Source organism: Arthrobacter sp. B2060 (assembly GCF_059090445.1).
This window is the reverse complement of sequence record NZ_JBNHFR010000001.1, coordinates 501,317-514,256: the sequence shown is the minus strand read 5'-3', so window position 1 is coordinate 514,256 and position 12,940 is coordinate 501,317. Positions and strand designations below refer to the sequence as shown.

13 protein-coding genes and 1 tRNA gene are annotated in these 12,940 nt (G+C 64.7%); 7 read left to right on the top strand and 7 right to left on the bottom strand.

Annotated elements, in window-relative coordinates:
* Positions 1 to 19: 19 nt before the first annotated feature.
* Entirely contained in the window at positions 20 to 568 is a 549-nt protein-coding gene (locus AC5RUM_RS02465; RefSeq protein WP_494033439.1) for a flavin reductase family protein, read from the bottom strand.
* Between the two features lie 231 nt (positions 569 to 799).
* Between AC5RUM_RS02465 and pstS the strand changes: the two genes are divergently transcribed.
* The 4 genes from pstS to pstB all read left to right on the top strand — a co-directional run bounded on the left by pstS (position 800) and on the right by pstB (position 4,959).
* The gene (gene pstS / locus AC5RUM_RS02460) at positions 800 to 1,918 is read left to right on the top strand and encodes a phosphate ABC transporter substrate-binding protein PstS (RefSeq protein ID WP_494033438.1); all 1,119 of its coding nucleotides are present in this window, start codon (positions 800 to 802) and stop codon (positions 1,916 to 1,918) included.
* A 120-nt stretch (positions 1,919 to 2,038) separates the two neighbouring features.
* Positions 2,039 to 2,971, top strand: a complete 933-nt coding sequence (gene pstC / locus AC5RUM_RS02455) for a phosphate ABC transporter permease subunit PstC (RefSeq protein ID WP_494033437.1) — start codon at positions 2,039 to 2,041, stop codon at positions 2,969 to 2,971.
* The gene (pstA, locus tag AC5RUM_RS02450; protein ID WP_494033436.1) at positions 2,972 to 4,081 is read left to right on the top strand and encodes a phosphate ABC transporter permease PstA; all 1,110 of its coding nucleotides are present in this window, start codon (positions 2,972 to 2,974) and stop codon (positions 4,079 to 4,081) included.
* Between the two features lie 98 nt (positions 4,082 to 4,179).
* Entirely contained in the window at positions 4,180 to 4,959 is a 780-nt protein-coding gene (gene pstB, locus AC5RUM_RS02445; protein WP_494033435.1) for a phosphate ABC transporter ATP-binding protein PstB, read from the top strand.
* Positions 4,960 to 5,100: 141 nt separating this feature from the next.
* Here the strand turns inward: pstB and AC5RUM_RS02440 are convergent, their stop codons facing one another.
* From AC5RUM_RS02440 to AC5RUM_RS02430, 3 genes are all read right to left on the bottom strand, one after another.
* Positions 5,101 to 6,117, bottom strand: coding sequence for an inorganic phosphate transporter (locus AC5RUM_RS02440; RefSeq protein WP_494033434.1), 1,017 nt, complete (start codon positions 6,115 to 6,117; stop codon positions 5,101 to 5,103).
* A gap of 1 nt (position 6,118) precedes the next feature.
* Positions 6,119 to 6,736 carry a DUF47 domain-containing protein gene (locus AC5RUM_RS02435; protein ID WP_400577412.1) on the bottom strand — a complete coding sequence of 206 codons (618 nt, stop codon included), beginning with the start codon at positions 6,734 to 6,736 and terminating at the stop codon, positions 6,119 to 6,121.
* A 250-nt stretch (positions 6,737 to 6,986) separates the two neighbouring features.
* A complete protein-coding gene (locus AC5RUM_RS02430) occupies positions 6,987 to 7,646 on the bottom strand; it encodes a hypothetical protein (RefSeq protein WP_494033433.1) in 660 nt (219 codons plus the stop codon).
* A 221-nt stretch (positions 7,647 to 7,867) separates the two neighbouring features.
* Between AC5RUM_RS02430 and AC5RUM_RS02425 the strand changes: the two genes are divergently transcribed.
* From AC5RUM_RS02425 to AC5RUM_RS02415, 3 genes are all read left to right on the top strand, one after another.
* A tRNA-Lys gene (locus tag AC5RUM_RS02425) sits at positions 7,868 to 7,940 on the top strand.
* A gap of 389 nt (positions 7,941 to 8,329) precedes the next feature.
* Positions 8,330 to 9,337 (top strand): LacI family DNA-binding transcriptional regulator, encoded by a 1,008-nt coding sequence (locus AC5RUM_RS02420; RefSeq protein WP_494033432.1) that lies wholly within the window; start codon positions 8,330 to 8,332, stop codon positions 9,335 to 9,337.
* Between the two features lie 65 nt (positions 9,338 to 9,402).
* On the top strand, positions 9,403 to 10,425 hold the full coding sequence (locus tag AC5RUM_RS02415) for a LacI family DNA-binding transcriptional regulator (RefSeq protein ID WP_494033431.1): 1,023 nt from the start codon (positions 9,403 to 9,405) through the stop codon (positions 10,423 to 10,425).
* A 55-nt stretch (positions 10,426 to 10,480) separates the two neighbouring features.
* Here AC5RUM_RS02415 and AC5RUM_RS02410 read toward each other — a convergent pair whose 3' ends face one another.
* The 3 genes from AC5RUM_RS02410 to AC5RUM_RS02400 form a co-directional block, all read right to left on the bottom strand.
* On the bottom strand, positions 10,481 to 10,939 hold the full coding sequence (locus AC5RUM_RS02410) for an SRPBCC family protein (protein WP_494033430.1): 459 nt from the start codon (positions 10,937 to 10,939) through the stop codon (positions 10,481 to 10,483).
* A complete protein-coding gene (locus AC5RUM_RS02405) occupies positions 10,936 to 11,334 on the bottom strand; it encodes an ArsR/SmtB family transcription factor (protein ID WP_494033429.1) in 399 nt (132 codons plus the stop codon). The genes AC5RUM_RS02410 and AC5RUM_RS02405 overlap by 4 nt, the downstream gene beginning before the upstream one ends.
* A 137-nt stretch (positions 11,335 to 11,471) precedes the next feature.
* Positions 11,472 to 12,923, bottom strand: a complete 1,452-nt coding sequence (locus AC5RUM_RS02400; protein WP_494033428.1) for a family 43 glycosylhydrolase — start codon at positions 12,921 to 12,923, stop codon at positions 11,472 to 11,474.
* Between the last annotated feature and the right edge of the window lie 17 nt (positions 12,924 to 12,940).

The following is a 12,940-nucleotide window of genomic DNA, read 5'->3' as shown; positions in this document are numbered from 1 at the left end:
GGCTTCAATCGTCCATCATTCAGGGCATCAAACGGCGGTACCCGGAGCCGAAATGGACCAGCGGGTCGGGGGCTTCTGCCGGGGAAGCGCCGCTTCCCATGGCGAGGACCTCTCCCACCACGAGCAGGTGGGTGGCGGCGGGATGGATGGCGACAGTGCGCAGCTCGAAGTAGGCCGGGGCGCCGTCGATGATCGCTGATCCGGTGGCGGGGCCCCGCCGGAACGGGATCTGGGCAAGCAGTCCCTGCAGGGGCGTCCCCGGGCTCGCGAGCCAGTCCGCCGCCCCCCGGTGCCTGCCGGACAGCAGGCTCAACGCCCAGGTACCAGACTCCTCAACGGCCTCGCCGATGCGTGATTCCGCGTAAAGGCTGACCAGCATCGTCGGCGGGTCGTAGGAGACGGAGAGGAATCCGCTCACGGTCGCGGCATAGTCGCGGTTGCGCAGCGAGGTGGAAACGACGGCGACGCCGGCCGCGATATCGGCGCTCAGGCGGCGGTAAAGATCGATGTCCGCGTCCGTCGGGCCGCCGGCCAGATGGTGGGCGTCCAGGCTTCCGGGGGTCTCCATACGGGACATCGTGCCACATGGCTGGTGCACTACGACTGTGGCGCAGCTAACGCAATGGGGACCCAGCATATGTAAGTCAAAATCCCGCCGTCGTTAATCTTCCGTTCACCTTGGACCCCATTGCGCGTTACCTCAGACCCATACCTTGAATGAAGGTACAGAACGTACGCATCCCCCATTCGGACGTCTCCGGTCCGGATCGCATCAGAAACCCTGGAAGGGGTACACCCAGTGAAGGCACTCCGCTTCGGCCGCCACGCGGCACTCGCTGTTATCGCCGCTGGCGCACTCGCGCTTACCGCCTGTGGTTCCGACAACGCCACGAACACCCCGGCAGGCACCCAGACCGCCGCCGGGACCAAAGTCACCGGAACCCTGACGGGCATCGGCTCCTCCGCGCAGGGCGCAGCCATGGACGTATGGAAGACGAACTTCGCCGCCGCGAACCAGGGCGCCACCGTGCAGTACTCCCCGGACGGTTCCGGCGCAGGCCGCAAGGCCATCCTCGACGGCTCCGCCCAGTTCGCCGGTTCCGACGCTTACCTGAAGGACGAGGAACTCACCGCGTCCAAGAAGGTGTGTGGCCCCGAGGGTGCCATTGACATCCCGGTCTACATCTCGCCGATCGCCATCGCGTTCAACGTGCCGGAAGTAACTGAACTCAACCTGGACGCCACCACCGCCGCCAAGATCTTCCGCGGCGAGATCGCCAAGTGGAACGACCCCGCCATCGCCGCCCTGAACCCGGACGCCAAGCTCCCGGACCTCAAGGTCACGCCGGTCAGCCGTTCTGACGACTCCGGCACCACCAAGAACTTCACGGAATACCTCGCTGCTGCAGCCCCCGAGGTCTGGAAGGACAAGGCCGACGGCGTTTGGCCTGCCTCCCTCAAGGGCGAGAACGCCAAGGGAACCTCCGGTGTGGTCAAGACAGTCACCGACACCCCGGGTGCTGTGACCTACGCAGATGACTCCGCTGTCGGCGGCAAGCTGGGCACCGCCCAGATCAAGGTCGGCTCCGAGTTCGTCAAGATCTCCCCGGAAGCCGCTTCCAAGGCCGTCGACGCCGGTAAGCCTGTTGCAGGCCGCGCCGAAGTCGACAGCGCCATCGACCTGGACCGCACCACCACTGAGTCCGGCGCCTACCCGATCGTCCTCGTCTCCTACCACGTCGTCTGCACCACCTACGACAAGCAGGAAACCGTTGACCTGGTCAAGGCTTTCGAGAAGTACGTCGTCTCTGAAGAAGGCCAGAAGGCTGCCGCTGAGTCCGCAAAGTCGGCTCCGCTGTCCGCCGCCCTGACCGAAAAGGCTACCAAGGCCATCGAGGCCATCAAGGTCAAGTCGTAAAGTTTTATTGAGCGCCGAAGTTCCCCGTTCCGCCGCAAGGCAGGGCGGGGAACTTAGGCGTGTAAACCGCAAACTCTCCAGGTTGCGCACAACCGCACCATCAACACCGAAGGGCCGGGAATGACCGCCACCTCCCTGACCAGTTCCCAAGGCGCCGGACGCGCCGGGGATAAAGTCTTTTCTGGAGCTACCCTGGCAGCAGGGTGCCTGATTCTGGCCGTGCTGTTCGGCGTTGCACTCTTCCTCGTCATCCAGGCCATTCCGGCATTCACCGCCCCGGCAGAGGACATCCAAGGCGGCGAGGGCTTCTTCGCCTACATCTGGCCTATCGTCATCGGCACCCTGATTGCCGCCATCATCGCCCTGGTGATCGCCACGCCGGTGGCCATCGGCGTCGCCCTGTTCATCTCCCACTACGCGCCGCGCAGGCTGGCCTCCGGCCTTGGCTACGTGATCGACCTCCTTGCCGCCATCCCGTCGGTCATCTACGGTGCGTGGGGCGCCGCATTCCTGGCCCCCCAGATTTCGCCCGCGTACGGCTGGCTGGCCGAGAACATGGGCTGGCTGCCCATCTTTCAGGGACCGGCCTCCGCTACGGGCAAGACCATCCTGACCGCGGGCATCGTTCTGTCCGTCATGGTTCTCCCCATCATCACATCCCTGTCCCGCGAGATCTTCCTGCAGACCCCCAAACTGCACGAGGAAGCCGCCCTTGCCCTGGGCGCCACGCGGTGGGAAATGATCAAGATGGCGGTCCTGCCCTTCGCCCGCCCCGGCATCATCAGCGCCATCATGTTGGGCCTTGGCCGCGCCCTCGGCGAGACCATGGCGGTTGCCCTGGTTCTCTCCTCCGGCGCCCTCACCGCAAGCCTGATCCAGTCCGGCAACCAGACCATCGCCGCCGAAATCGCGCTCAACTTCCCTGAAGCGAGCGGCCTGAAGGTGAGCACCCTGATCGCCGCAGGCCTGATCCTGTTCGTGATCACACTCGCCGTCAACATGGTTGCCCGGTGGATCATCAGCCGGCACAAAGAATTCTCGGGAGCAAACTAAATGACCTCCACCCTGACACCGGTCCGCAAGCGGTCCGCGCTCACCAAGGGCCAACTGCCCAAGTACGCACCGTACGTCGTGCTCGCCGTTGCACTGATCCTCGGCGCGGCCATACTGGCGCTGATCGGCTTCAACGCCTTTGGCTGGGGAGTCGTCTCCGCCATTCTCTTCGCTGCCGGCCTCGTGGGCTGGAGCGCTGCCGTTGAAGGCGCGCGGAAGGCCAAGGACAGACTCGCCACGTGCCTCGTGGTGGGATCCTTCCTCATCGCGCTGCTGCCCCTGATCTCCGTCATCTGGACCGTGATGGTCAATGGCATTCCGGGCCTCATCACGCCGGGGTTCCTCGGCAGGTCCATGAACGGCGTCACCGGCGTCTTCGACAACAGGGCTGCCGAAGGGGAGGGGCCCGTTCTGGGCGGTATCTACCATGCGCTGCTCGGCACGGTCGAGATCACCCTGCTGGCCACGGTCATCTCGGTGCCCGTGGGCCTGCTGACGGCCATCTACCTCGTGGAATACGGCAACGACCGCCCCCTGGCCCGCGCCATCACCTTCTTCGTGGACGTCATGACCGGCATCCCCTCCATCGTCGCCGGCCTGTTTGCCGCCGCCTTCTTCTTCGCGATTGTGGGTCCCGGCACCAAAACCGGCGCGGTGGCCGCCGTCGCGCTTTCCGTGCTGATGATCCCGGTGGTGGTCCGCTCCAGTGAGGAAATGCTGAAAATCGTTCCCAACGAACTCCGCGAGGCGTCCTACGCCCTGGGCGTGCGCAAGTGGCGGACCATCCTCAAGGTGGTTATTCCGACGGCGATCTCGGGCATCGCGTCCGGCGTCACCCTCGCGATCGCCCGCGTGATCGGCGAGACCGCGCCCATTCTGGTCACCGCCGGTTTTGCCACCAGCATCAACAACAACGTGTTCAGCGGCTGGATGGCATCACTGCCGACCTTCATCTACACGCAGATCCTGAACCCCACCTCGCCGTCCAATCCGGACCCGTCCTCGCAGCGGGCCTGGGGCGCCGCGTTGGTGCTCATCATCCTGGTGATGCTGCTGAACCTCGGTGCCCGCCTGATCGCCAGGGTTTTCGCGCCTAAGACGGGGCGCTAGACCGCGGCACCTTGTGGCCGCACCCGAGTCCCGGAACGTTTCGGTTTGAACCGCCGGGATCTAGACTTCAATTCATACCCAGCAAGTTAAGGAACATCATGTCCAAGCGCATCGACGTCAAAGACCTGAACGTCTACTACGGCAACTTCCTGGCCGTTGAGGACGTCAGCATCAACATCGAAGCCAAGTCCGTCACGGCGTTCATCGGCCCCTCCGGCTGTGGCAAGTCCACCTTCCTGCGGACGCTCAACCGCATGCATGAGGTGCTGCCGGGCGCCCGGGTCGAAGGCGAAGTGCTGCTCGACGGCGACAACCTCTATGGCCCCGGCGTGGACCCCGTCACCGTGCGGTCCCAGATCGGCATGGTGTTCCAGCGGCCCAACCCGTTCCCCACCATGTCCATCCGGGACAACGTGCTGGCCGGCGTGAAGCTGAACAACCAGAAAATCTCAAAGGGCGAAGCCGATGCCCTGGTGGAACGCTCCCTGCAGGGTGCCAACCTCTGGAACGAGGTCAAGGACCGGCTGGAGAAGCCTGGCTCCGGCCTGTCCGGTGGCCAGCAGCAGCGCCTCTGCATCGCCCGTGCCATCGCCGTGGAACCCCAGGTGATCCTGATGGACGAGCCATGCTCCGCCCTGGACCCGATCTCCACCCTGGCCGTCGAGGACCTCATCAATGAGCTCAAGGACCAGTACACCGTGGTTATCGTGACCCACAACATGCAGCAGGCGGCGCGTGTTTCGGACAAGACGGCGTTCTTCAATATCGCCGGTACCGGCAAGCCGGGCAAGCTCATCGAGTTTGCCGAGACCAGCACCATCTTCAACAACCCGGGTCAGAAGGCTACCGAGGACTACGTCTCCGGCCGCTTCGGATAATCCCCACCGCCGCCCTAGCCTCGCAGGCTCGGCCAGGGAACCCTGGCGGCGTGGGCCCACCCAACTCATCGATTGCTCCGTAACCGCCCCTATGAATGCTCAAAAGGGCGGTTACGGAGCAATCGCGTCTTTGACCCGGATTCAGGTGCCGGTCAGCGGGGAGAGCGCCAGTTCCAGCACGAAGGCGCCCCCGGCGGTGACGGCAGGCGTCAGTACCCACAGCGTCAGGATCCGGGCCACCAGCTTTCGGTGGGTTCCGGACAGGTGCTGGTTTTCGCCGGCGCCCAGCACCCCGGATGTGACGGTGTGCGTGGTGGAAATGGGCCAGTGCAGGCCGATCGCACCGATGAACAGCAGGGCCGCGCTGAAGGCCTGCGCCACCACACCGCGGAGCGGGTCAATCCGGATGAGGCGGTATGCCATGGTGTGTGAAATGCGCCAGCCGCCGCACAGCGTTCCCACCGTGATCATGACCGCCGAAAGCATCGCCACCCACACCGGGATGGAGCCGCCGTCGGCATACCCCGCCGCCAGGATAGCCAGTAGGAGTACCGCACCGACGCGCTGGCCGTCCTGGAGCCCGTGGCCGAAGGCGACCGCGCCCGCCGTAACGGACTGCGCAGCTCTGAAGTGCCGGTTGATCTCGTTTGGCTGGGCATAGCGGGCGGCCCACGTCACGGGGTATACGAGCAGATACGCGCCCAGGAAGGCGATGACGGGGGAGATCAGCAGGGGAAGGGCCACCTGGAACAGGAGTGACTGGTCCACTCCGCCCACGGCATTGCCTCCCACCACAACGCTGGCGGTTCCGGCTCCGAAGAGACCGCCCACCAGGGCGTGCGTGGAGGATGAGGGGATACCCCTCCACCACAGGAGGAGACCCCAGATGCAGGCACTGGCCAGGCCGGACACGAGGATACTGAGCCCGCTGTCTCCCAGCGGAAGCGTAACCCAGTTCTGGCTGACGGCCACGGCAAAGCCGGAGCTGAGGAGAGCGCCGACGAAGTTAAACACGGCGGCCAGCAGCACCGCCACGGTGGGTGTCAGGGCGCGGGTCCGGACGGCGAGGGCCACAGAGTTGGAGACGTCCCTGAACCCGTTGATGAACGCAAACGAAGCGGCCAGAACCACCACCAGGGCGAAAATGAGCGGCGTCACCTCATGATTCCTTGACGATGATGCTGCCTACCTGGGTTGCGATGCGACGCATGTCCTTGGTGACGTCCACGAGTTGGTTGGCGACGTCGCGGTTCCGCGCATACTGCGCGGCCTTCATTTCCTTCAGCATGTCCGCGACCCAGATCCGGTGCGTCCGTTCGGCCCTTTTGGCCAGGCGCACGGTCTCGATCCAGTAGTCCTCGAGGTCATCGAGGTTGTTCAGCCGCCGCATCGCGTCCGCCGTGAGCTCGGCTTGGCGGCTGATGATCTCCAGCTGGTCCGCCGCCCGTTTTGGCAGCCTGTCCAGCTTGTACAGCGCCACCAGCTCGGCGGCGGCGTCCAGCTTCTCGATGGCCTGATTGAGGCAGAGCGACAGCCCGTACATGTCTTCACGGGGGAGGGGATTGACGAAGCTCGTCCGCATGTGGGTCAGCAGGGCGAAGTGCAGTTCGCCGGACTTGGCCTCGTGGTTATGCATGTCCTCCACGAGCCGGTCATGTTCGGCGGCGGGCGCGCCCAGGATTTCCGCCATGGTGGCGCTGGCGAGAACAATCTGGCGGGCCAGCTGCGACAGCAGGTTCAGCCCTGCGGGCTCCTGGGGAAAAAGGCGCAGCTTCATTTACCGGTCTCCGGAGATCGTCAGGACGCTTACGCGCGGTCCTGTAACTTGGCGTCCGGCCCGCGACTAGTAGTACTTTACCGGCCCTCGTGTTCGGGCATGAAAATGGTGCCGAACCGGATACGCCTCTCGGCGGTAGGCCGCTCTAGGCGGCTAAATGTTGAAGCCCGGGGGTTTCGCGGTTCGGCACCAGTTTCAGTGTTCTACTTTGGCTGGACCAAGTCAACATTGACAGATCCGACCCGATAGGTCAGTCCAGCTCGCCCAAGCGCCAGGCGTTGGCGGCGTGCTCGAGGTCCTCGGCGGTCTTGACGAGCAGGTGCGAGTTGCGTGTCAGCTTGCGCGCGTGGACCTCGTTGCTGTGGTCGGCGCCGTCGGCGAGCGTGGCTTGCCCGAGCGCCACAACGCGGCAGAAGGCGGCCGAACGCTCGAGCGCGACGTCGAAGTCGCCGTCGAACGCTCCGGACAAAATGGCGTCCGCCATGGTCTTCATTTCGTCGGCACCAGGCGGCTCGGCGGCACCGGCCACGACGTTGGAAACCTGCGCGGTGTCCTTGCCCGCCTTGAAGTAGACCGAGATGCGCTCCGGGTCCTGGACGGTTGCCGCACGGAGGGCATAGAGCCGCCACAGGGCTCCCGGCAGGGAGCGTGCGGGGCTTTCGGCCCACATCTCCGCAATGGCGTCCAGGCCCTGCTCGTCAGCGAGCTTGACGAGGCGCCTTGTGACAACGGGATCGTCGCTGTCGCGTCCGTGACGCACCAGGGCCTGGGCGGCCAGGTGTGCCGCTTCGGAGACCCGTGCCGGGTCAGCGCCGCCCGCGAAAGGTTCAAAATCTATGGGCGCAAAAGGCTTCGGTTTGTGGTGCCGTTCCGCCCCGCCCGGACCGTGGGTTCCTGCTCTGTCGCTCATGCTGTCCACGCTACTCCTGTGACGTGCGGTAATCGAGCATGCGGTTTGGTGCCCGGCCGGGCCGGCCGGTCCCCTTTTCGGGGCAATAAAATAAGGACGACGGCGGCCGCGCGTCCCGTAAGTCATACGCCCCGGACTGGGGTACAGTATTAACGTCCAGAAATGGACTGGAACTGACGTGCGTCTTTCACGTTTTTACGTGTGCGGTGCGCAGTCAGTTTGGGCCTTTAGCTCAGTTGGTAGAGCATCGGACTTTTAATCCGTGGGTCGTGGGTTCGAGCCCCACAGGGCCCACTCTTTTAGCGAAGAGTGGAAACCCCCAATTCCTTGCAACGACAGGGAATTGGGGGTTTTTTGCGTCCAAGGCTGCCTGATCCGTGATTCTGTTGGAAGGCGCCCGGCCCGCTCTGCCCCCCAAGTGCGGAGCGGGCCGTCTACCGCCGCCGTGGATCCCCACCCCAACGGGCCCCTAGGGCAACGGTAAAAGCAGCATAAGGTATGCAAGTAAACAGCTTGTAACCTGCCAAAGCTTATGAAGTTGAATGACGGTCAGTATCCTTGTAGATGGCAACCTCCGCCGGTTTGGCCCGAGGTTCTGTTGCCGGTGCGGATTATTTGCCGGTGTGGTGCCCTGGACGCGTGGGCTGTTCGTGGTTCCGCGCCTCGTCACGGAGAATAACCCCATGACAAAAAGCAATGCGCGGTTGCCGCGGCTTGAGGACGTGGCGGGACGCGCCGGGGTATCGCACCAGACCGTGTCTCGTGTGATCAACAAACACCCCAACGTCAGCAAAGCCACGCGGGAGAGGGTCGAGGCCGCGATCGCCGAGCTTGGGTACCGCCGCAATACGATGGCGCGGAGCCTGGTCACGCGCCGATCCCAGACCATCGGCGTCCTTGCCAGTGAGCTCTCCCAGTTCGGCCCGGCCAATACGCTGCTGGGCGTGGAGCAGGCGGCGCGGGACGCCGGCTACTTCGTCAGTATCGCGGCCCTGAAATCGGTGAACCGCGAAGCCATTTTCGATGCCCTCGGGCACTTTCTGGATCAGTCCGTCGACGGGATCGTGGTCAGCGTGCCGCACTCCGAAACGCTGCTTGCCCTCACGGAAATGAAGGCGGGTGTTCCGCTGGTGGCCGTGGGGTCGCGCGGGAATGACGCCATAAGCGGCGCGATGGTGGACCAGCAGCGCGGGGCGGAGCTCGCCGTTCAGCATCTGATAGATCAGGGGCATCGCAGGATCGCGCACGTCGCCGGGCCCCAGGACTGGATCGACGCCATTGCGAGGGCCGAAGGCTGGAGTCAGAAATTGCGGGCCGCCGGACTGGACAATGACCTCCTCATGGAGGGCGATTGGAGCGCCGGCAGCGGTTACGAGATCGGCAGGAAGCTCGCCGCGGAACGGTCCGCCACGGCCATCTTTGTGGGCAACGACCAGATGGCGCTCGGCCTGCTGCGCGCCTTCAATGAAGCCGGAGTCCGCGTGCCCGACGACGTCTCCGTCGTGGGCTTCGACGACCAGCCTGAATCGGGGTACTTCACCCCACCCCTCACAACGGTCCGGCAGGATTTCGAGGAACTTGGCCGGCGCTGCATGGATCTGATGCTGTCTGCCGTCGGGGACGGTGAGGGCGCCCGCTCCACTGTCGTCGAGCCGGTGCTGGTGGTGCGGAGCAGCACCTCGGCCCGCTGAGTCCAGTGCCCGATCCGGCAGGTGGCTGGTAAGCTGATTGTTAGCGCTAACGTAAGGGGAGGGGAATGCCCGTATCAGAGATCAGGCGCCCTCCCGTGATGGAGGACGTGGCGAAGCTCGCCGGCGTTTCACACCAGACTGTCTCACGGGTGCTCAACGCCCATCCGAATGTCAGCCCCCTGACGCGCGAGCGTGTCGAAAAGGCCATCGCGGAACTGGGCTATCGCAGGAACACTGCGGCGCGGAGCCTTGTGACCCGGCAGTCCCAGACGATCGGCGTTCTGGGAAGCGACATGTCCCATTATGGTCCGGCCAACACGCTCCTCGGGGTGCAGCAGGCGGCGCGTGACAAGGGCTATTTCGTCAGCGTTGCCAGCCTCGGTGAGGTCACACCGGCGGCGATCAAAGACGGCCTCGAATACTTCATGATGCAGTCAGTGGATGGCATCGTCGTGATTGTGCCGCACGAGGCCATGTTCGAATCCCTGAGCACCATCAGCATGGCCGTTCCGCTGGTTGCGGTGGGCTTTGGCGTCGATGAGCGGCTGAGTGTCGCCGCCGTGAACCAGCGCATGGGTGCCAGCCTCGCCGTGCAGCATCTGATGGCTCTTGGCCACACGGCCATCGCCCATGTGGCCGGCCCGCCGGACTGGATCGATGCTGCCGCCCGTGTTGATGGCTGGCGCCGTACTCTCGCCCAGGCAGGACTGGATGATTCCGTGCTGGTCCAGGGTGACTGGAGCGCCGAAAGCGGATACCGCGCCGGGCTGGAACTCGCGGCGGCCGGCAAGGTCACGGCCCTTTTCGCGGCCAACGACCAGATGGCGCTCGGGGCCCTGCGTGCCTTCAGCGAGGCCGGCCTGCGGGTCCCGCACGACATCAGCCTTGTCGGTTATGACGACCAGCCCGAGGCCGCCTACCTTGTTCCGCCCCTGACTACGGTCAACCAGGGATTCAAGGAACTCGGTGCCCGTTGCATGCAGATGCTCCTTTTCGACATGGCCAACGGCCATTCAGGCGCGTCTTCCGTCGTCAACCCCAGGCTTGTGGTCCGCTCGTCAACAGCGCCGCCCAACGCCGGGCGGTGAACTCACCGCGGACCGCCGTCCGCCAATGGGGACCAGCAGCCCGCGACGGGTGGTCCTAGAGACCCTCGACGTAGGCCTGCAGCGCGTCGAGCAGCCCCTCCGTACCCTCCTTGCGCCCGGCCACCTGGTCTTCCTCTGTGAAGTAGACACCCTGTTCCGTAAGGGTGAGCAGGGTGCCATCACCGTCAGCTTCGAACTCGAGGGTGCACAGAGAGACGGAACTGCGCTCACCGTTCAAAAGCATTTCGTAGGTATACACGATCCGCTCGTCCTGGATGATGTCGTGGTAGATCGCGTGCATGGTGGAGACGAACCCGCCCGCCGGTCCCCCAACGTCGGTCTCGCGCCCGCCGACGCGGAAGTCCAGGCTGGACTCGCCCTGAATCCATTCGGCGGGACCGCCGAACCATTTCTTCTTGCTTTCATAATCGGAAAAGGCCCGGAAAACGCGAGACGGCGGGACACTGAGTTTGCGATCCAGGGTGAAGCTGGCGTGCGTGACAGGGTTGCTCATGGTGTGCTCCTGGTTGGAATTGTGGATGGCGGTTCGGTGGAGGGTGTTTCTGAGGGCGGGGATTCAGGCGTCGCGGCAAGGAATGCCTCCAGCCGGTCAAGCCTGCGCTCCCCAGCTGTCCGGCGGGCGCCGAGCCAGTCTTCCGCGAGGCGGACTGTTGCCGGGACGATGCTGCAGGTCCGCACCCGGCCGATTTTTTCACTGCGCACCAGGCCGCTGTTTTCCAGGACCTGGAGGTGCTGCACAATCGCCGGCAGGCTCATGGCGAAGGGCCTGGCAAGCTCAGACACCGACGCCGGGCCATCGCAAAGGCGGGCCACGATGGCTCGCCGTGTCGCGTCGGCAAGCGCCTGGAAGACAAGGTCCAGGTCCGCCTCCGAACGATTGTTAAGCACATACTTAAGTATTCAGCGAAGGTCGCGTAAGTCAACACCCTCGACACAAAAAGTGCCCGGCACCGGAAAACTCCGGGGCCGGGCACCCACCCCTTGCTCCGGCCAGCCGAAGCAAGGGGGGCTGATGCGCCGTGCGGTTACGAGCTCAGGAAGAACGTGGCCGCGGCCCTGTCGTTCTTGCCTACCTTGGCCAGGGTCAGGGTGCCCTGCTGGAGCAGCAGATAGCAGCCAGGAAGATCGACCGACTCGAAGGACGCTCCCGCCGCAGCTGAAAGGCCGCCCCGCTGGATGAAAGCCGACGACGATCCTTCCGTGGACGCGATGGTGACTGTTGAGCCCTGCACCCGGAGATAGCGGCCCTTGGTCAGGACCGGTTCGATGAGTACGGAGTTCTTCTTGGCGTAGCCAGGGGCGATGCGGAACTGGGATGCTCCCAGCGAAGGGGAGGAGACGGCCGAGATGGCAGTGCCGTCGTGGACAAGGTAGGTGCCCGGGGTGGCTGCGGACTCCAGCCGCACCGGCAGCTCGCCGTCCCCCACGGGAACGCCGAAGTTGGGGGTGCCGTCCGCGTTCCAGTGCAGCCGCTGTACGCGGGCGTGCCGGTTGGGGTCGTAGAGGGGGTCGCCGACAATGGCACGGTAGGACCGGGCGTGGTAGACGAGGACGTCATTGCCCGCTTCGTCCACCGTGAAGGAGTTGTGGCCAGGGCCGTACTGCTTCGACCCCTCGGAGGTGGCAAACACCGGGGCGGGTGCCTTGGTCCAGGAGGCCGCGTTGAGCAGATCGGCGCCCGCATCCGCCGTGAGGAGTCCCATGCAGTAGTTGGCGTCTGTGGCGCTGGCAGAGAAGGTCACGAAGATCCGGCCGTTCCGCTTGATCACCGCGGCACCTTCGTTGACCTTGAACCCGCGGGTCTCCCAGTCCATCGTCGGGACGGCGATACGGACAGGTGCGCTGGAGAGCGTGGAGGGGGAGGACATGGAGGCGATGAACAGGCTGGAGTTCACGCCGGTGTCGCTTTGAGCCCACAGCAGATAGCGCGTACCGGCGTGCTCGAAGGTGGTGGCGTCCAGGGAGAAGGTGTCTGCGTGCGTGTGCACCCTTACCGGTGGCTCCCACACGGCGGTGGTCGGGTCGGCCGCGGCCGTGGAAATCACATAGATCCGCACCCGGAAGACATCGCTGCTGTCGCCGGCGGCGAAGTAGATGTGCCATTTGCCGTCAAAGTGGTGCAGCTCAGGTGCCCAGATGTGGCCGCCCATGGTTCCGGAGGCAGGGCGCGTCCAGACCACTGCTTCCGAGGAGTTGCCCAGCCCGGATATCGTGGCGGAGGAGCGCACGACGATCCTGTCGTATTCGGGTACGGAGCCGGTGAAGTAGTACTTGCCGTCGGTGTGCTTCATCAGCCACGGGTCCGCACGCTGCGGAACGATGGGATTAATGACCGGGGTTGATCCGGCGGCGGCGGCGGGCTGTGCCGCCACCAAAGATCCTGCGCCCGCAGCAGCCAGAATCGCTGTGGCGGCTGCGGCGCTTCCGGTACCGAGGAACGAGCGGCGCGAAAACTGCGGGTTGAGGGGAACACTCATGCTGAAAAACGTCCTTT